Source organism: Halomonas sp. I1, assembly GCF_032334135.1.
In the GTDB taxonomy this organism is placed as follows: domain Bacteria; phylum Pseudomonadota; class Gammaproteobacteria; order Pseudomonadales; family Halomonadaceae; genus Halomonas.
Genome location: NZ_JAVXUS010000002.1, coordinates 273,055 through 291,122 on the forward strand (window position 1 = coordinate 273,055; position 18,068 = coordinate 291,122).

Here is an 18,068-nt window from a genome sequence, read left to right on the forward strand (position 1 = left end):
ATGGCAACCTATCCGTGACGGTGACGGCAACGCCAGCTCGCCACCAACCCCACGACCGCCACGCCGGTCAGCGCGATGGCGCCCCAGCCCAGGGCCTCGACGAGTCGATGATAGGCGGCAGGCGCCGTATGGGGACGCGCCACCATGCCATACTCCGCCAGTCGAGTACCGCCATAGAGCAGCCCCGCCACCAGCGCCAGCGGCCACGCCGAGGCGAACGGTGCCAGGGTCCGGGTCAGCCACCAGGGGCCGGTGTGCGGCGTTGCCTGACGGGATGTCGATTGGCGCGTCGTGGTCGACGGCTTCTCGTCTTTCTTCGCGGCCCGGGGCCGAGTATTGCTCTGGGTCTTGGTACGGGGCCTGGCAGAGCGCTTCGCGCGGGCGGCCTCTCGGCCGCGTCCCATTGCACCAAGGCGGCCGCCCAGCCAACGCAATACCCGCCACAAGGGCCAGCCGATCAACACACAGAGTGACAGGGCCAGTCCCCCCATCACCAGAAAATACGTCATCGGGCGGATCCTTCATTGCGATTGACGGGCAATGGTGCCAAAAAGCCGCGCCGATGTGGATATCGACATCATGGCCCCTAAATGCATGACACCCGGACCAGCCGGGTGTCATGAGAGGGTCTAGGAGCCTGTCGGACTTAACGCTGATCTGCTACGAAACCCGGGCTTTCGGCCAATTTCATTCGATCTGATTCGTTAAATAGCGGGCTATTCGCCTCATCAGATCGATAAACTTGTCTCGAAATCCGTGATTCTCGCGACGATCGGTCAAATCCGACAGGCTCCTAGGCGACATTCGGGTCAGCCCAGGGTCTCGCCCGCCAGCATGAACCAGGTCTCCAGCACCGCATCGGGGTTCAGTGACACGGAGTCGATACCCTGCTCCATCAACCACTTGGCAAGGTCCGGGTGATCCGATGGTCCCTGCCCGCAGATGCCCACATACTTGCCCTGGGCCTTGCAGGCCTGGATGGCCATGGCCAGCAGCTTCTTCACCGCCGGATTGCGCTCCTCGAAAAGGTGCGCCACGATCCCGGAATCCCGGTCGAGGCCCAGGGTCAGCTGAGTGAGGTCGTTGGAGCCGATGGAGAAGCCATCGAAGTACTCGAGAAACTCGTCAGCCAGCAGCGCATTGGCCGGCAGCTCGCACATCATGATGACCTTGAGACCATCCCGGCCACGCTCGAGGCCGTTGGCGGCCAGCAGGTCCACCACGCCGCGAGCTTCCTCGGTCGTCCGCACGAAGGGCACCATGATCTCGATGTTGTCGAGGCCCATCTCGTCGCGTACCCGCTTCAACGCCCGGCATTCCAGCTCGAAGCAGGACCGGAAGGCATCCGAGAGATAACGGGATGCCCCACGGAAACCGAGCATCGGGTTTTCCTCGCCGGGCTCGTAGAGCTTGCCGCCGATCAGGTTCTCGTACTCGTTGGACTTGAAGTCCGAGAGCCGCACGATGACCCGCTCGGGGTAGAAGGACGCCGCCAGGGTGGAAACCCCCTCGACGAGCTTGTCGACATAGAAGCTCACCGGATCATCGTAACCGGCGGTTCGCAGGTCGATGGTCTGCTGCAAGTCGGTGGGCAGAGTGTCGTATTCGAGCAGCGCCTTGGGGTGCACCCCGATCATGCGATTGATGATGAACTCCAGGCGTGCCAGGCCGACACCGGCATTGGGCAGGCCGGCGAAGCTGAAGGCACGATCGGGATTGCCCACGTTCATCATGATCTTGAACGGAATCTCGGGCATGGCGTCGACGCTGGTCACATTGCGATCGAACTCCAGCAGGCCGTCATAGACATGCCCGGTATCGCCCTCGGCGCAGGAGACGGTGACGTCACGTCCGTCGGCCAGCGCCTCGGTGGCATCACCGCAACCGACCACGGCAGGAATGCCCAGCTCACGGGCGATGATCGCCGCGTGGCAGGTCCGTCCCCCGCGATTGGTGACGATGGCCGAGGCCCGCTTCATGATCGGCTCCCAGTCGGGGTCGGTCATGTCGGTGACCAGAACGTCACCGGCGAGCACCTTGTCCATGTCGTCTGGCGTGGCGACGACCTTGACCGCGCCACGCCCGATACGCTGGCCGATGGCCCGCCCCGTCACCAGAGTGCGGCCCTTCTCCTTGAGCTGGAAGCGCTCGAGCTTGCCACCTTCCTGCTGCGACACCACGGTCTCCGGACGCGCCTGGACGATGTAGAGCGCCCCGTCGTCGCCGTCCAGCGCCCACTCGATGTCCATGGGTCGGCCATAGTGGCGCTCGATGATCACCGCCTGACGAGCCAGCGCCATGACCTCTTCGTCGCCGATGCAGAAACGCGCCCGGTCAGCCAACGGCACATCGACGGTCTCCACCGACTTGCCGGCACTGGCGTCACCGGTGTAGATCATCTTGATCAGCTTGGAACCGAGGGTCCGACGCAGCACGGCGGGCCGTCCGGCCGCCAGGGTCGGCTTGTGGACATAGAACTCGTCCGGATTGACGGCCCCCTGCACCACCGTCTCGCCGAGCCCCCAGGACGCCGTGACGAAGACCGCGTCGCGATAGCCGGATTCGGTGTCCAGGGTGAACATCACGCCGGAGGCGCCGGTTTCGGAGCGCACCATCTTCTGGATGCCGGCAGACAGCGCCACGTTCTCGTGGGGGTAGCCGCGATGCACGCGATAGGAGATGGCCCGGTCGTTGAACAGCGAGGCGAACACCTCGTGAACCGCCCGCTTGATATTGTCGAAACCTTCAATATTGAGGAAGGTTTCCTGCTGCCCGGCGAAGGAGGCATCCGGCAGGTCCTCGGCGGTCGCGGAACTCCGCACCGCCACCTTGAGGTTGGGATGCCGGGCCTGCAGCTGTTCGTAGCTGTCGCGCAGCGCCTGCTCGAAGGCCGGGGGAAGCGGTGTATCAATGACCCACTGGCGGATCTCCGCCCCGGCCTCGGCCAACGCCGCGACGTCATCGACATCCAGGGTGGCCAGACGCTGGTTGATGCGCTCATTGAGCCCTTCGTGGGAGAGGAATTCGCGGTAGGCGTGGGCCGTGGTAGCGAAGCCACCGGGCACGGTAACCCCGGCCCCGGCAAGATTGGAGATCATCTCGCCGAGCGAGGCGTTCTTGCCCCCCACCCGCTCGACATCGTCCATGCCCAACTGATCGAACCACAGAATGTAATCGTCCACGCAACCCCCTTGGATGTCGACGCCTGATAGCCCATGACACGCCGTCATGAATGGATGATCGCGACTCTACCAGCGGGTCGCCATATTCGCCATTGGTCTAACATCGAAGTCATTGGAGGTTTTTTACAACATTCGTCGAAATGGCCGGGATTATGTAGTGGCGGGCTGCGAGGTACGAGCTTCGAGCTTCGAGCTTCGAGCTGCGAGGTGCGAGGTGCGAGGTGCGAGGTGCGGGGTGCGGGGTGCGGGGTGCGAGGTGCGAGGTGCGAGGTGCGAGATGCGAGGTGTGGCAACATTCTGCTCGTTTCTCGCATCTCGTGGCTCGTTACCCGGAAGGACCGCTTGTGCAATCCCTCTCGGCAACTGAAAATGCCCACAACCCCCACCAGGCGTCGAGAGTTTCATGACACGCACTGCCTTCTTCATCTCCGATGGCACCGGCATCACCGCCGAGAGCCTCGGTCGCAGCCTGCTCGCGCAGTTCGAGAACGTCGAGATCCGCATGATCACCAAGCCTTACATCGACAGTGTCGAGAAGGCCCACCAGCTGGCCGCGATCATCGCGTCCACGGCGGTCAAGGACGGCGAACAACCGATCATCATCGACACCATCGTCGACAGCCAGATCCGCGACGTGATCCGCGACGCCCCCGGCTTCAAGGTCGACATCTTCTCCACCTTCCTGGAGCCACTGGAACAGGAGCTGGCGACCCACTCGTCCTACAGCGTGGGCCGCACCCACGCCATCGGCAGCGACGACATCTACATGGACCGCATCCATTCGGTTCACTTTGCCCTGGACAACGATGATGGCGCCCGCACCCACCAGTATGACCAGGCCGACATCATCCTGATCGGCGTCTCGCGCTGCGGCAAGACGCCCTCATCGCTCTACCTGGCCCTGCAGTTCGGCATTCGCGCCGCCAACTACCCGCTCACCGAAGACGACCTCGACGAGACCGGCAAGCTCAAGCTGCCCCGGGTACTCGAACCGCATCGTCACAAGCTGTTCGGCCTGACCATCGACCCGAGACGCCTGGCAGCGATCCGTCACGAACGCCGACCCAACAGTCGCTACAGCTCCATGGACCAGTGCGTGCAGGAAGTGACCCAGGCCGAAGCGCTCTACCGCCGCATGCATGTCCCCTTCATCGACGCCACACGTTTCTCGGTGGAGGAAATCTCGACCCGCATGATCGCCGAGACAGGGATCAACCGACGCTTCTCGCCGCGCTAGTCGCGAGCCGCGAGCCGCGAGCGGCGAGATACGAGCGGCTGGTAGCCGAATGGCGACTCGCATCTCGCAGCTCATATGAATAATAGAAAATCCCATTCGCATCCGCTGGCGAGATTGGTTATCGTTTCACTACATTGATGTGATGACACTTGCCTATCTCTCGCCACGAACCTCGTCACACATTCAGGCGAGCTCGAACAAGGATGCCGATATGCCGACCCTCTTCGCACCACGCCCGCTGCACCGCGCCATCGTCCTTTCCGCTCTCTTCCCGGTCACCGCCATGGCCGCCGAAGGCGATGCCACGGCCGAGAACGTCGTCGACCACTATGCCGATCTCGCCCACGTCAATTACCAGGATGCCCTGGGCGCCGCCCGCACCCTCGACGAACGCATCGACGCCCTGCTCGCCGAGCCGAATGCCGATACCCTGGCGGCGGCCCGCCAGGCCTGGCTCGAGGCACGCATTCCCTATCAGCAGAGCGAGGTCTTTCGCTTCGGCAACGCGGTGGTCGATGACTGGGAAGGCCAGCTCAACGCCTGGCCCCTGGACGAAGGCATGATCGACTACGTCGCCGACGACGGCTATCAGCACGAGCTCGGCAATGCCGGCGCCACCGCCAACATCATCGCCAACGAGCGCATTCAGGTCGGCGGCAAGACCGTCGACGTCAGCGAACTGACGCCAGAGCTGCTGGCCGACCTCAACGAGATCGGCGGCTCCGAGGCCAATGTCGCCACCGGCTATCACGCCATCGAGTTCCTGTTATGGGGGCAGGACCTTCACGGCTTCGAATCGGGCAACGGCGAACGCCCTGCCAGTGACTTCATGACCGGCGACGCCTGCACCCATGGCCACTGCGACCGCCGCGGCGCCTATCTCGATGCCGCTTCCGACCTGCTCATCGACGACCTCGAATGGATGGTGGCCCAATGGGCGCCCGGGCAGGACGACAACTATCGCCAGGCCCTGCTGGGCGAGTCCCCCGAGGAAGGACTGCGCCGCATGCTGTTCGGCATGGGATCGCTGTCGCTCGGCGAGCTGGCCGGCGAACGCATGAAGGTCGCCCTGGAAGCCAACTCCGTCGAAGACGAGCACGACTGCTTCAGCGACAACACCCACAACTCCCACTACTACAACGGCAAGGGCATTCAGAACGTCTATACCGGAACCTATCGGAGCCTGGACGGTTCGACGCTGGAAGGCCCCTCCCTTTCCGACCTGGTCGCCGCCGAGAACAGCAAGCTCGACGACATTCTGACGGAGCAGCTCGCCGGCAGCATGGCAGAGCTCGAGGCCCTCAAGCAGGCCGCCGAAGCCGATCAGGACCCGATGGCCTTCGACATGATGATCGCACCGGGGAACGAACGCGGATCGAAACTGGTCAACAACGCCATCCTGGCGCTGGTGACTCAGACCGGCTCCATCGAAAAGGCAGCAGGCGAGCTCGGTGTGGCCTCGCTGCAATCCGACGATGCCGGACACACCTTCTGACGCGCCTTCCGCGTGGAAACATGCCTGAAGATCACCAACCTCATGTGCCTCACCCGGTCGCCGCCAGTCCCGCTGGTGGCGACCCGTATCGTGACTGCAAGGCTCGAAGATGACGCTCCTGCCCTCTCCCGCGCGCACACTGCTCGCCTTCCTGGTCCTCTCCGGGCCCGGCCTGGCCAACGCCGCGCCGCCTCTCATTCAGGACACGCCCTTGAGCGGCGGTGACGGCACCGTGCAGCAGTTCGATCACAACGCCTATTCCCTGCCGCTCGGCAACATGCCCATGACCGATCGGCTCGACTTCAGTGTCGGCAACAGCTTCTTCCGCAACCCCTGGGTGGAAGCCCCGGCCAGCACCGAGGCACGCGATGGCCTGGGCCCCTTGCTCAACACCAATAGCTGTCAGGGGTGCCATATCAAGGATGGGCGCGGCCATCCACCGAGTGGCGACGAACGCGCCGTCTCCCTCTTCCTGCGCCTCTCGCTTCCCCCGGATGGTGCCGATGACGACACCCTGACCCGCCTGGGCGTGCACCCGGTACCCGGCTATGGCCGCCAGTTGCAGACCGCCGCCATCACCGGCGCCGAGCCCGAAGGCAAGATGCGCCTGCACTACACCGAACGGGATGTCCGCCTCGATGACGGCGAGATCGTCTCCCTGCGAGAACCGCATTACACCATCGACTCGCCCGCTTATGGGCCGCTGCCGGACGACCTTCAAGTCTCGCCTCGCGTGGCCCCGCCGATGATCGGCCTGGGGCTGCTCGAGGCACTGCCCGCCGACGTCATCGAGGCCGCCGCCGACCCCGACGATACCGATGGCGATGGTATCTCGGGTCGCGTCAACCGGGTCTGGGACGAACGTCGGGGCGACACCGTCCTCGGACGCTTCGGCTGGAAGGCCGGCGAACCGAGCATCGAGCAGCAGAGCCTGCATGCCTTCGCCGGCGACATGGGGCTGACCTCGAATCTGGTCCCCGGCACCGACTGCATGCCGAGCCAGGCGTGCGACCGCTTCCCCCACGGCGGCACGCCCGAGGTCAGCGACAAGATCGCACGTTTCGTGACCTTCTACGCCGGCAGCCTGGCCGTCCCGGCACGCCGCGACATGGACGATCCTGACGTACAGGCCGGCGCCGACGCCTTCAACGCGCTCGGCTGCGCCGCTTGCCACACGCCCCGCCACGAGACACCGCCGGACGCCTCGCGCGCCGCCCTGGCCGACCAGACGATCTGGCCCTACAGCGACCTCCTGCTGCACGACATGGGCGAGGCCCTGGCCGACGGACGCCCCGAGTTCGAGGCCAGCGGCCGAGAGTGGCGCACGCCCCCGCTGTGGGGAATCGGCCTGGCCCAGGCCGTGAACCCGCGTGCGGGCTTTCTTCACGACGGCCGCGCCCGCACCCTGGAAGAAGCCATCCTCTGGCATGGCGGCGAGGCCAGGGCCAGCGTCGACGCCTACCGTGCTCTACCGGCCCGACGCCGCACCGAACTGATCCGCTTTCTCGAATCGCTGTGAGGAAACACGATGCTGAAACGACTGGGCCGACTCGGCCTTGCCGCCCTCGCCCTGGCCACCACGCCCTTGCTGGCCGACGACGGCGCATCCCAGGCAAGAGAGCGCTGGCACCAGGCCATCGAACAACGCTACGGCGTCCTCGCCGATGCCAGCGAGCGACTGGAAGCCAGTGCCGCCCGTTTCTGCGAGCAACCGGATGCCACGCACCGCCAACGCCTGACCCGCAACTGGCTGGATGCCTACCAGGCGTGGCAAGCCGTACGCTTCGTCGACTTCGGGCCCATCGAACAACAGAGCCGCGCCTGGCAGTTCCAGTTCTGGCCCGACCGCAAGAATCTGGTCGGCCGCAAGATGCAGGCCTGGCTCGCGGCCGATCAACCGCCCTCTGCCGAGCAGATCGCCGGTGACAGCGTCGCCTCCCAGGGATTTCCGGCCCTCGAATACCTGCTCTTCGATGACAGCATGCAAGGCGCCGGGGCCCTGGCAAGTCCTGTTGCCTGTGGCCTGTTGCGGGCCATCACCACCCACCTGGCGGATGGCACCAACGCCCTGCAGCGCGATTGGCAACGTTTCGGCGGGCATTATCGGGACACCGCAAGCTATACCGCTTCCACGCTGCATGGCGCCTTGCTGGCCCTGGAAACCCTGGAGGACAAGCGCCTGGGCGCCCCCATGGGGCTGACCGGCGGTGCTGCCAACGGCTATCTGGCCGAGGCCTGGCGCAGCGGTCGATCGGTCCGGCTGATCGAGGGCACCCTGCATGGTCTGGAAGATACCTTCCTGCCGGGTTTGAAGACACTGCTCGCCCGACACGATGAAGCGGCCCTCGCCGACGCCTTCCGGGAGACGCTGGACCGCGCCCGGCGGCGTGCCGCCGGGATGTCGCCCGGCGTGGCGCCAGCCCTCGATGACGACACCCCCTTCGGCGAACTCCAGGGACTCCATGTCCAGATCGGCCAGTTGCGCTACCGGCTCGAGGAAATCGGCGGCGTCCTGGGTCTGGTGCGAGGCTTCAACGCCAGCGATGGAGACTGACGCATGCACAGGCGCGACGTTCTCAAGACAGGACTCGCCGGGCTCGGCGCCCTCGGCCTGCCCGGCCTGGCCTGGGGCCTTCCGGGCCGGAAGCAGGCCAACTGGTTATTCAGTGCCGTGGACGATGCCGACGGCCATCACTACATCCAGGCCATTTCGCCCGGGGAAGAACGCGCCTTTCGCATCCCGGTCTCGGAGCGCTGCCATGGCGGCTGCCTGCGTCCCGGGGGCCCCCAGGCAGTACTCTTCGCCCGGCGCCCAGGGCGTTCACTGCATGTCGTCGACGGCCAGGCCCGAGCCGAGACCGCCCGGATCGAGGCCGGCGCTGACCACCACTTCTACGGGCATGGCGTCTTCGACCCGAGCGGACGCTATCTCTACGTCACCGCCAACCGCATCGAGGACGCCGCCGGCCTGGTACGCGTCTACGACGCCGAGCAGGGCTATGCCCATCGACATGACCTGCCCCTGAACGGCATCGGCCCTCACGAGCTGCGTCTGATGCCGGATGGCCGAACCCTGGCCATCGGCCTCGGCGGCATCCGCACCCACCCCGATTACGGGCGCGCCAAGCTCAACCTCGACGACATGGCCCCGGCACTCGTGCTGATGGACCGCCAAAGCGGCGAGATTTCGGCCCGCCATACGCCCAGCCATCACCAGCTCAGTTGCCGGCATCTCGATGTGGGCGCCGATGGCACCGTGATCGCCGGTTATCAGTATCAGGGCCCCGAATGGGAACGGCGCCCCCTGATCGCCCGCCTGTCACCGCAAGGCGATTTTTCCGAGATATCCCTGCCCGGCCCGCTCACCGACGAATTGCGCCAATATACCGCCAGCATCGCCATCGGCCGGGACATGCCGCGCGCACTGATCACGGCGCCACGCGGCCACCGGGTCCTGCTGCTCGACAGTCGGGACGGCCGACTGCTGGCCAGCCACCATCTGCCCGATGCCGCCGGCGCCCGTTGCGACGGCCGAGGCGGTTTCCTGGTCTCCTCCGGCGGGGGCGGGCTCTACCGGGTGGGTGGCGACGGCAGCGCACCACAACGACTGGGGGCATGGGATGTTCGTTGGGATAACCACCTGACCTGAGCGGCATCACCGCACGATGTTTCGGCGCCTCAACTCGGCGATATCCTCGGTGGACAGGCCCATCTCGGCAAGCACGGCGTCGCTGTCCTGACCGAGCGCCGGTGGCGGCGTGTCGCTGGTGGCACTCTGGCCATCGAAGCGCAATGGATTGGCTACCTGGGGCAAGCGCTGCCCATGCCGGGAGAGTTCCCGGTACAGGCCACGATGGCGAACCTGGGGATCGTCGAAGGCCTCGGTCAGGGTATTGATCGGACCGGCAGGGATGCCCAGTGCCTCCAGCTCCGAAAGCCAGTCGTCTCGCCGCCGTGTCAGGAGGACCACGGCGATTTTCGGCACCAGCACATCGCGATGCGCCACCCGGGCGGCATTGGTGGCACAGGTTGGATCATCGGCCCACTCCGGATGGCCCAACAGGCTCGCCAGTCGGGCGAACTGGGCGTCGTTGCCCACCGTCAGGACTAGATAGCCATCGGCACAGGCAAAGGCCTGGTAAGGCACGATATTGGGATGGGCATTGCCGTGACGCTCGGGGTTCTCCCCCGTCACCAGGGCATTCAGGGCCTGATTGGCCAGGGTCGCCAGTTGGACGTCGAGCAGCGACACATCGATATGTCGCCCGACACCGGTCGAACGGCGCTCGTGAAGCGCCGCCAGCACGCCGATGGTAGCGTAGAGACCGGTCATCACATCGGTGATGGCCACCCCGGTCTTCATCGGCATGCCATCGGGCTCGCCGGTCAGGCTCATCAACCCGCCCATGGCCTGAATCATGAAGTCGTAGCCGGCTCGTCCGGCATAGGGGCCGTCCTGCCCGAACCCGGTGATCGAACAGGCGATCAGCCGTGGATTGCGCTCACGCAGGCTTGCCGGGTCCAGCCCGTACTTGGCGAGACCACCGACCTTGAAGTTCTCGAGCAACACGTCGGCGCCGGCGGCCAGTTCCCTGACCAGCGCCTGCCCGCCCTCGGTGGCGATATCCACGGCCAGCGAACGCTTGCCGCGATTGGCGCACAGGTAATAGGCGGCCAGCCGTTCGGCATCCGCCTCGCCTTCCCACCAGGGCGGGCCCCAGCCACGCGTATCGTCGCCGCGCTCGGGATGTTCGATCTTAATGACGCGGGCACCCAGATCCGCCAGCAACTGACCCGCCCAGGGACCGGCCAGCACCCGCGACATATCCAGCACCACGACGCCTTTCAGTGGTTTGCTCATGGGAGTCCTTGGAGAAAATTCATGCCAGCCTGCAGACTTGGCGATATCGATCGAGGCTGCTCTGGACTCTGGGCTATCGGCTATCGGCGACAAGCCATCGAGGAGGCGCTGTGAACCCTTCCCTGGGCGCTACATTTGCCATCCCTGGCAAATGACCTCCTCTCCGGCTTGCCGCCTGCGCCGCGTCAGGTGCTATGCCGTCAGCAAGCCGTACCCGTTAACCGGTGAAGGCCTGCAGGCCGGTCTGCGCCCTCCCCAGAATCAGCGCGTGGACGTCATGGGTGCCTTCGTAGGTGTTCACCGCCTCGAGGTTCATCACATGGCGAATCACATGGTATTCGTCACTGATGCCGTTACCGCCGTGCATGTCCCGGGCCTGGCGAGCGATGTCCAGTGCCTTGCCGCAATTGTTGCGCTTGATCAACGAGATGACCTCGGGCACGAGCTGGCCGTCATCGATCATGCGCCCCGCCCTCAGGGCGGCCTGAAGCCCCAGGGCGATCTCGGTCTGCATGTCGGCGAGTTTCTTCTGGATCAACTGATTGGCGGCCAGCGGGCGGCCGAACTGCTTGCGTTCCAGCGTATAGTCGCGCGCGGCATGCCAGCAGGCCTCGGCTGCCCCCATGCTGCCCCAGGCGATACCGTAGCGAGCACGATTGAGACAGGAGAACGGCCCCTTGAGGCCGGTCACCTCGGGCAGGCGCTGTTCGTCGTCGACCTCCACGTCCTGCATGGCGATCTGGCCGGTCACCGAGGCGCGCAGGCTGAACTTGCCCTCGATCTTCGGCGCCGACAGGCCGGCCATGCCCTTCTCCAGAATGAAGCCGCGCACCAGGCCCTCGTCGTCCCTGGCCCAGACCACGAAGACATCGGCGATGGGCGAGTTGGTAATCCAGGTCTTGGTGCCGTTGAGCCGCCAGCCGCTTTCGGTGCGCATGGCCCGCGTGGACATGCTGCCGGGGTCCGAGCCGTGATCCGGCTCGGTGAGGCCGAAGGCGCCCACCCATTCGCCGCTGGCCAGCCGAGGCAGGTACTTGTCCTTCTGGGCCTGGCTGCCGAAGGCATGGATGGGATACATCACCAGGCTGGACTGCACGCTCATGGCGCTTCGATAACCGGAGTCGACACGCTCCACTTCTCGGGCGATCAGGCCATAACTGACGTAATTCATGCCCGCGCAACCATACCCCTCGATGGTGGCGCCCAGAAGGCCGAGTTCCCCCATCTCGGTCATGATCTCGCGGTCGAAGCGCTCGTGCCGGTTGGCCTCCAGCACACGGGGCAGCAGCTTGTCCTGGCAGTAGTCACGGGCCGTCTGCTGGACGAGCCGCTCCTCCCCGTCTAGCTGATCGATCAGGCGAAAGGGATCGTCCCAGGTAACGGGGGTGATCTGACTCATGAGGCGCTCCAAAATATCTACATTTTAAAATAATGTAGATCAAAAAGATGCCGCTGCCAACCCCGCATCCGCCGGACGCCGCCATGACGAACCGCTCAGGCGTCGTCGTCGCCGGCCCGATAGAGTTTCTGGATGCTGGAGAAGTCCAGGCCACCGTTGCCCTGAGCGCTGTGCAGGGCAAAGAGGTTGCGCGCCTGGGACCCCATGGGCACACCGGCCCGCGTCTTGAGTGCCAGCTCCCAGGCCAGTCCCAGGTCCTTGGCCATCAGGTCGGTGAGAAAGCCCCCCTGGTAGTCTCGGGACGCAGCCGACCCTTCCATCACCCCCGGCCAGGGGTTGTAGACGTTGAGTGCCCAGTTGCCGCCACTGCTCTGCTTCATGATCTCGGAGAGCACCGACGGGTCCAGCCCATTCTTCACACCAAGCGACAGCGCCTCGGCGGTTCCGCTCATCAAGATGCCGAGCAGCATGTTGTTGCAGATCTTGGCCACCTGGCCATCACCGATCCGGCCGGCATGAAAGATGTTGCGCCCCATGCACTCGAGCACGGGCCTGGCCTGTTCGAAGCCTGCCTCGGCGCCGCCGACGATGAAGGTCAAGGTGCCGGCCCTGGCCCCGCCGATGCCACCGGATACCGGTGCATCCAGATAGGTCAGGCCACGCTCGGTGGCGGCCTCGCCCACCAGGCGAGCGTCGTCGGGCGAGATGGTCGAGGCATCGATGATCAACGGCTTGTGATCGAGGGCATCGAGCAGGCCCGCCCCCTCGGTGCCCAGGTAGAGCCCGCGGACATGCACGCCGGCAGGCAGCATGGAGATGACGACCTCGGCATCGGCGCACGCCGCCTCGGCACTCTCCGCGCGCCTCGCCCCTTCCTTCTCCAGCGCTGCCATGGCGCTCTCGACGAGATCATGAACCACGACATCATGGCCGGCCCCGACCAGGTTGGTGGCCATCGGCATGCCCATGTTGCCGAGTCCGATAAAGGCGATTTTCATGGCACTGCTCCTCGATCATTGGTGAGTCTTGTATTGGATTCTCTGCCCGACGCCTAGGTCCCTCAGCGGATGCTTCTCATCCTCCCAGGGTGACGTCATGAGCGCTCGCACCTCGGTCTCCGGCACGCTGGCCACATCACGATGGGACCAACGGGGTTGCTTGTCCTTGTCGATCAGCAGCGCCCTCACCCCCTCGGCGAGGTCGCCCCGATGGCAGCACTGCACCGACAGCGCCAGTTCGTCGCGGAAGGCATCGGCCAGGCTGCCGCGTCGATGGCGCTCCAGCATGCGCCACACCAGATGCGCGGTCATCGGGCACCCCGTTTCCAGCCTGGACCGATTGGCAGCCAGCCAGGGGTCGTCACTGTGATCGGCCAGCAGGCGAGACACCGCCTCGGTCACATCGCTTCGGTCGACCATGGCCTGGAGATGATCACGATGCCGCCACACCTGCCCGTCGGGAGCCTGCTGGCGTGCCTCGAACCGGTCGAGAGCGGCCATCGCCACGCGACGGCACGTCGACACATCACGTTCGCCGTAGTCGGCCTCGGCCAGGGCCCCGAGCAGGTCGTCACGGCGCTCGCGTGGCACAAAGCGGTCCGCCATCCCCAGGTCCAGCGCGTCGCGGGCATTGAGCTGGGCGCCCGTCAGGCCCAGGTAGGCCCCGATACCCTTCGGCATGCGACCGAGGAACCAGCTGGCCCCGATGTCGGGATACAGACCGATAGTGATTTCCGGCATGGCGATGAGGGTGGTCTCGGTCACCAGCCGCTGGAAACCACCGGCCATCAGGCCAAGACCGCCCCCCATGACGATGCCATCGCCCCAGACCAGCAAGGGCTTGGGATAGGTATGAATACGATGATCGAGACGATACTCGGCGGTGAAATAGGTTTCGGGGAAGTCCGATGAGCCGGCTTCCTGCAGCGAGCGATACAACGCCACCACATCGCCCCCGGCGCAGAAGGCCTTGTCGCCACTGCCTTCTAGCCAGACGGCCACCACTCTAGGGTCCACCGCCCAGGCATCGAGCTTGTCGGCCAACAGCTGGATCATTTCCAGCGACAAGGCATTCAGGGCCTTCGGCGCATTGAGCCTGGCCACGCCGATACGTCCGCCGCCACGCGTGGGCAGCTCGTCGAAGCAAACCGCGAGGTCCGACATCGCTGTTCTCCTGGTATCCGGTTATTGAAGCGTCTCGATGACGCCATCAGCCAGCAGCCGACGGGCGGCGATCAAGCGCATGATCTCGTTGGTTCCCTCGAGGATCTGGTGTACGCGAGTGTCGCGCACCAGGCGTTCCAGGGGATACTCCCGGATGTAACCATAGCCGCCGTGCAGTTGCAGGGCCTCGTTGCAGACATTGAAGCCGACATCGGTGGCGAAGCGCTTGGCCATGGCACAATGCGCCGTGGCCTCCGGGTCGTCCTGATCGAGGCGCCAGGCAGCGTGACGAACCATCAGCCGGGCCGCGGTAAGCTCACTGGCCATATCGGCGATCTTGAACTGCAGCGCCTGGAAGGAGGAAAGCTCTCGACCGAACTGCCTGCGCTCGGCCATATAGTCCCGCGAAAGCGTCAGGGCATGCTGGGCAGCACCAAGCGAGCAGCTGGCGATGTTGAGCCGGCCGCCATCCAGTCCCTTCATGGCGAACTTGAAGCCCTCTCCCTCGCTGCCCAGCCGATTGCCGACCGGCACGCGCACGTCATCGAAGCTGACCAATCGTGTGGGCTGACTCTTCCAGCCCATCTTTTCCTCGTTCTTGCCGTACTCGATGCCCTCGGCATCCGCCGGCACCAGCAGGGCCGAGACACCGCCCGCCCCGCTGTCCGGTTCACCGGTACGCGCCATCACGACCAGGACCTCGGTGGCACCGGCACCGGAAATGAACATCTTCGAGCCGTTGATGAGGTAGTCGTCCCCGTCCCTGACTGCCCGTGTCCGCAGGTTGGCCGCATCGGAGCCGGCGCCCGGCTCGGTCAAACAGTAGGAGCCCAGCGCCTCACCAGCTATCATGGCCGGGACATAGCGCGCCCGCAGGGCCTCGTCACCCCAGCTGGCGACCATCCAGGTCACCATGTTGTGAATGGTCAGATAGGCCGTGGTGGACACGCAGCCCTGGGCGAGCTGCTCGAAGATCAAGGAGGCCTCGAGCCGCGACAGGCCGAGCCCGCCGTGCTCCTCGGGGGTATAGATGCCGAGAAACCCGGCCTCGCCGGCCCGACGAATCACATCGACCGGAAAGTGCGAGTTCGCATCCCACTCCGCGGCATGCTCGGCCAGCTCGGCCCGGGCAAAATCGGCGGCGGCATCGGCCAACGCCTTCTGGTCTTCGGTCAGCGCAAAATCCATGGGGAACCTCTCATCGAACGGCAGTGTAATACCGGGTCGGTGATCAATGACCCGCCGGGGCTTCCGGCCTGGCGCGGCACCAACCTAGCACTTGCTAGGTTTATCCCATATCACCCCATGGTCGAACAAGCACTTTACGTTAACGTAAACCTCGTCTAGGGTTGCCAGACGAGGCGGGGAACCCGCCCGGCTACAGGAAACAACGTCATATGAGTCGATCGCCATCCCAGGAGCCCGATGAAAATGTCGACGCCCTGCCTCGGCAGCAGCGTACTTACAGCATCGGTGAATTGGCCAGAATGTTCGAGGTCACGCCTCGCACCATTCGCTTCTACGAGCAGGAAGGGCTGCTGGCCCCCTCTCGGCAAGGCCAGAAACGCATCTACCGCGAAAAGGACCGGGTCCGACTCAAGCTGACCCTGAGGGGCAAGCGCCTCGGCTTCTCGCTAGCCGAGATCCGGGAAGTGGTGATGATGTACGACGCCATGCCCGACGGTAACGCGCGCCAGCTCAAGCGGCTGATCGAGATACTCGAGGAAAAGCGCGCCAACCTCGAACGTCAGCAAGAGGACATTCGCCTGATGCGTATGGAGATCGACGACGTGGACCAGCGAGCCCGGGACGTCCTCCGCCAGTTGGGGCAGGAAGAAAAAAGCCGTAAGCCGTAAGCCGTAAGCCGTAAGCCGTAAGCCGTAAGCCGTAAGCCGTAAGCCGTAAGCCAGGATGTTGCCACCCAGCAGGCCAGTCGAAGGGTATTACTTAAAGCTTATAGCTTAAGGCTTACAGCTCCGGGCGCAGCCCGGGTGAACAACAAACGGGAGCCGCCATGCCAAGCCATATCAGTTACGTCAGCGGTATCAGCGACACGCCCTTGAAGGGACAGACCATCGGGGATTGCTTCGATGATACCGTGGCCCGTTTTCCCGAGCGGGATGCCTTGATCAGTCGTCACCAGGACCTGCGGTACCGCTGGCGGGATCTCCGCGATGCGGTGGACAGCGCCGCCCGCTCCCTGATGGCCCTGGGGGTCGAGAAAGGCGACAGGGTCGGCATCTGGTCGCCCAACTGCGCCGAATGGACCATCACTCAGTTCGCCACCGCCAAGCTCGGTGCCATCCTGGTCAACATCAATCCGAGCTATCGCACCCACGAGCTGGAGTATGCCCTTCGCCAATCCGGCACCTCCACCCTGGTCCTGCAGGGTGCCTTCAAGGGATCAGACTACGTCGCAACCCTGGCGGAACTGGTGCCGGAACTCCAGGACGCCGAGAGCGCCACATCGTTGCGCTCGGAGCGGCTCCCCGAGCTGAAACGCGTGATCTGCCTCGACGATACTCGTGCCCTGCCCGGCATGTGGAACTGGTCGGCCATGCTCGAGCATGCCGGAGACGTCTCCGCCGAACGCCTGGCCGAGCGCCAGGCCAGCCTGCAGTTCGACGAACCGATCAATATCCAGTACACCTCGGGCACCACCGGCGCGCCCAAGGGCGCCACCCTCTCCCACCACAACATCCTCAACAACGGGTTCTTCGTGGCGCGGACCATGAAGCTCGACGAGACCGACCGGATGGTGATCCCGGTTCCGCTATACCACTGTTTCGGCATGGTCATGGGCAACCTTGGCTGCGTGACCCATGGCGCCGCCATGATCTATCCCGGTGACGGTTTCGACCCCCTGGCCACTCTCGAAGCCGTCAGTGAGGAAAGCGCCACCACGCTCTACGGCGTACCGACCATGTTCATCGCCGAGCTGGAGCACCCCGACTTCGAGCGCTTCGACCTCTCGTCCCTGCGCACCGGCATCATGGCCGGCTCCATCTGCCCCATCGAGGTCATGCGCCGGGTCATCGAGCGGATGCACATGCAGGACGTCACCATCTGCTACGGCATGACCGAGACCAGCCCGGTAAGCTTCCAGACCCAGACCGACGCACCGCTCGACAAACGGGTGACCACGGTGGGCACCATTCACCCCCATCTCGAGGTAAAGCTGGTCAGCCCGGACAACGGCGCCGCGGTACCGCGAGGCGAGCCCGGCGAACTCTGTACCCGGGGTTACAGCGTGATGCTCGGCTACTGGAACAACGCCGAGGCCACCGCAGACGCCATCGACTCGGCCGGCTGGATGCACACCGGCGACCTCGCCACCATGGACGACGAAGGCTATGTGGCCATCGTGGGCCGCATCAAGGACATGATCATCCGTGGCGGCGAGAACATCTACCCCCGCGAAATCGAGGACTTCCTCTACACCCACCCCGCCATTTCCGACGTCCAGATCATCGGCGTACCCGATGAGAAGTACGGCGAGGCGATCATGGCCTGGGTCAAGCTCAGCGAAGGCGAAACCCTCGACGAAGAAGAACTCAAGGCCTTCTGCCAGGGGCGCATCGCCCACTTCAAGATCCCCCGCTACGTGAAATTCGTCGACGACTTCCCGATGACCGTCACCGGCAAGGTCCAGAAATTCAAGATGCGGGAAGAAGCCGTGCACGAGTTGGGGTTGTGAAGCCGTAAGCCGTAAGCCGTAAGCCGTAAGCCGTA

Annotated in this window: 14 protein-coding genes; 7 read left to right on the plus strand and 7 right to left on the minus strand. The window is 64.8% G+C overall.

Features of this window, described 5'->3' with window-relative positions; translation table 11 throughout:
• Window positions 1-8: 8 nt before the first annotated feature.
• Entirely contained in the window at window positions 9-509 is a 501-nt protein-coding gene (locus RSO41_RS04290) for a hypothetical protein (RefSeq protein WP_315617831.1), read from the minus strand.
• Between the two features lie 300 nt (window positions 510-809).
• A complete protein-coding gene (gene ppsA, locus RSO41_RS04295; protein WP_315617832.1) occupies window positions 810-3,182 on the minus strand; it encodes a phosphoenolpyruvate synthase in 2,373 nt (790 codons plus the stop codon).
• Between the two features lie 403 nt (window positions 3,183-3,585).
• Here ppsA and RSO41_RS04300 point away from each other — a divergent pair, with 403 nt between their 5' ends.
• From RSO41_RS04300 to RSO41_RS04320, 5 genes are all read left to right on the plus strand, one after another.
• Window positions 3,586-4,419, plus strand: a complete 834-nt coding sequence (locus RSO41_RS04300) for a pyruvate, water dikinase regulatory protein (protein WP_315617833.1) — start codon at window positions 3,586-3,588, stop codon at window positions 4,417-4,419.
• 211 nt (window positions 4,420-4,630) lie between these two features.
• Window positions 4,631-5,914, plus strand: coding sequence for an imelysin family protein (locus RSO41_RS04305; protein WP_315617834.1), 1,284 nt, complete (start codon window positions 4,631-4,633; stop codon window positions 5,912-5,914).
• 109 nt (window positions 5,915-6,023) lie between these two features.
• Window positions 6,024-7,433, plus strand: a complete 1,410-nt coding sequence (locus RSO41_RS04310; RefSeq protein ID WP_315617835.1) for a di-heme oxidoredictase family protein — start codon at window positions 6,024-6,026, stop codon at window positions 7,431-7,433.
• Window positions 7,434-7,442: 9 nt separating this feature from the next.
• Window positions 7,443-8,468 carry an imelysin family protein gene (locus RSO41_RS04315; RefSeq protein WP_315617836.1) on the plus strand — a complete coding sequence of 342 codons (1,026 nt, stop codon included), beginning with the start codon at window positions 7,443-7,445 and terminating at the stop codon, window positions 8,466-8,468.
• Between the two features lie 3 nt (window positions 8,469-8,471).
• Window positions 8,472-9,563, plus strand: a complete 1,092-nt coding sequence (locus tag RSO41_RS04320; protein ID WP_315617837.1) for a DUF1513 domain-containing protein — start codon at window positions 8,472-8,474, stop codon at window positions 9,561-9,563.
• 6 nt (window positions 9,564-9,569) lie between these two features.
• Here RSO41_RS04320 and RSO41_RS04325 read toward each other — a convergent pair whose 3' ends face one another.
• From RSO41_RS04325 to RSO41_RS04345, 5 genes are all read right to left on the minus strand, one after another.
• Window positions 9,570-10,775: a CaiB/BaiF CoA-transferase family protein gene (locus tag RSO41_RS04325; RefSeq protein ID WP_315617838.1), complete on the minus strand. Its 1,206-nt coding sequence runs from the start codon at window positions 10,773-10,775 to the stop codon at window positions 9,570-9,572.
• A 217-nt stretch (window positions 10,776-10,992) separates the two neighbouring features.
• Complete coding sequence (locus RSO41_RS04330) at window positions 10,993-12,174, minus strand: acyl-CoA dehydrogenase (protein ID WP_315617839.1); 1,182 nt, start codon at window positions 12,172-12,174, stop codon at window positions 10,993-10,995.
• Window positions 12,175-12,269: 95 nt separating this feature from the next.
• Window positions 12,270-13,172: a 3-hydroxyisobutyrate dehydrogenase gene (gene mmsB, locus RSO41_RS04335; RefSeq protein ID WP_315617840.1), complete on the minus strand. Its 903-nt coding sequence runs from the start codon at window positions 13,170-13,172 to the stop codon at window positions 12,270-12,272.
• A gap of 15 nt (window positions 13,173-13,187) precedes the next feature.
• Window positions 13,188-14,336, minus strand: coding sequence for an enoyl-CoA hydratase/isomerase family protein (locus RSO41_RS04340; RefSeq protein WP_315617841.1), 1,149 nt, complete (start codon window positions 14,334-14,336; stop codon window positions 13,188-13,190).
• 21 nt (window positions 14,337-14,357) lie between these two features.
• Complete coding sequence (locus tag RSO41_RS04345; protein ID WP_315617842.1) at window positions 14,358-15,524, minus strand: acyl-CoA dehydrogenase family protein; 1,167 nt, start codon at window positions 15,522-15,524, stop codon at window positions 14,358-14,360.
• Between the two features lie 209 nt (window positions 15,525-15,733).
• Here RSO41_RS04345 and RSO41_RS04350 point away from each other — a divergent pair, with 209 nt between their 5' ends.
• Together RSO41_RS04350 and RSO41_RS04355 are read left to right on the plus strand one after the other, a co-directional pair.
• Window positions 15,734-16,192 (plus strand): MerR family DNA-binding transcriptional regulator, encoded by a 459-nt coding sequence (locus RSO41_RS04350; RefSeq protein ID WP_315617843.1) that lies wholly within the window; start codon window positions 15,734-15,736, stop codon window positions 16,190-16,192.
• A 158-nt stretch (window positions 16,193-16,350) separates the two neighbouring features.
• Entirely contained in the window at window positions 16,351-18,033 is a 1,683-nt protein-coding gene (locus tag RSO41_RS04355) for an AMP-binding protein (RefSeq protein ID WP_315617844.1), read from the plus strand.
• The last annotated feature ends 35 nt before the right edge of the window (window positions 18,034-18,068 follow it).

What these genes read in the sequence shown, in the direction of transcription:
- RSO41_RS04345 (WP_315617842.1), bottom strand. Translation starts at nt 15,524, where the DNA reads ATGGATTTTGCGCTGACCGAAGACCAGAAGGCGTTGGCCGATGCCGCC.
- RSO41_RS04355 (WP_315617844.1), top strand. Translation starts at nt 16,351, where the DNA reads ATGCCAAGCCATATCAGTTACGTCAGCGGTATCAGCGACACGCCCTTG.
- RSO41_RS04300 (WP_315617833.1), top strand. Translation starts at nt 3,586, where the DNA reads ATGACACGCACTGCCTTCTTCATCTCCGATGGCACCGGCATCACCGCC.
- RSO41_RS04350 (WP_315617843.1), top strand. Translation starts at nt 15,734, where the DNA reads ATGAGTCGATCGCCATCCCAGGAGCCCGATGAAAATGTCGACGCCCTG.
- RSO41_RS04305 (WP_315617834.1), top strand. Translation starts at nt 4,631, where the DNA reads ATGCCGACCCTCTTCGCACCACGCCCGCTGCACCGCGCCATCGTCCTT.
- RSO41_RS04315 (WP_315617836.1), top strand. Translation starts at nt 7,443, where the DNA reads ATGCTGAAACGACTGGGCCGACTCGGCCTTGCCGCCCTCGCCCTGGCC.
- RSO41_RS04310 (WP_315617835.1), top strand. Translation starts at nt 6,024, where the DNA reads ATGACGCTCCTGCCCTCTCCCGCGCGCACACTGCTCGCCTTCCTGGTC.
- RSO41_RS04330 (WP_315617839.1), bottom strand. Translation starts at nt 12,174, where the DNA reads ATGAGTCAGATCACCCCCGTTACCTGGGACGATCCCTTTCGCCTGATC.
- RSO41_RS04340 (WP_315617841.1), bottom strand. Translation starts at nt 14,336, where the DNA reads ATGTCGGACCTCGCGGTTTGCTTCGACGAGCTGCCCACGCGTGGCGGC.
- RSO41_RS04290 (WP_315617831.1), bottom strand. Translation starts at nt 509, where the DNA reads ATGACGTATTTTCTGGTGATGGGGGGACTGGCCCTGTCACTCTGTGTG.
- RSO41_RS04325 (WP_315617838.1), bottom strand. Translation starts at nt 10,775, where the DNA reads ATGAGCAAACCACTGAAAGGCGTCGTGGTGCTGGATATGTCGCGGGTG.
- mmsB (WP_315617840.1), bottom strand. Translation starts at nt 13,172, where the DNA reads ATGAAAATCGCCTTTATCGGACTCGGCAACATGGGCATGCCGATGGCC.
- RSO41_RS04320 (WP_315617837.1), top strand. Translation starts at nt 8,472, where the DNA reads ATGCACAGGCGCGACGTTCTCAAGACAGGACTCGCCGGGCTCGGCGCC.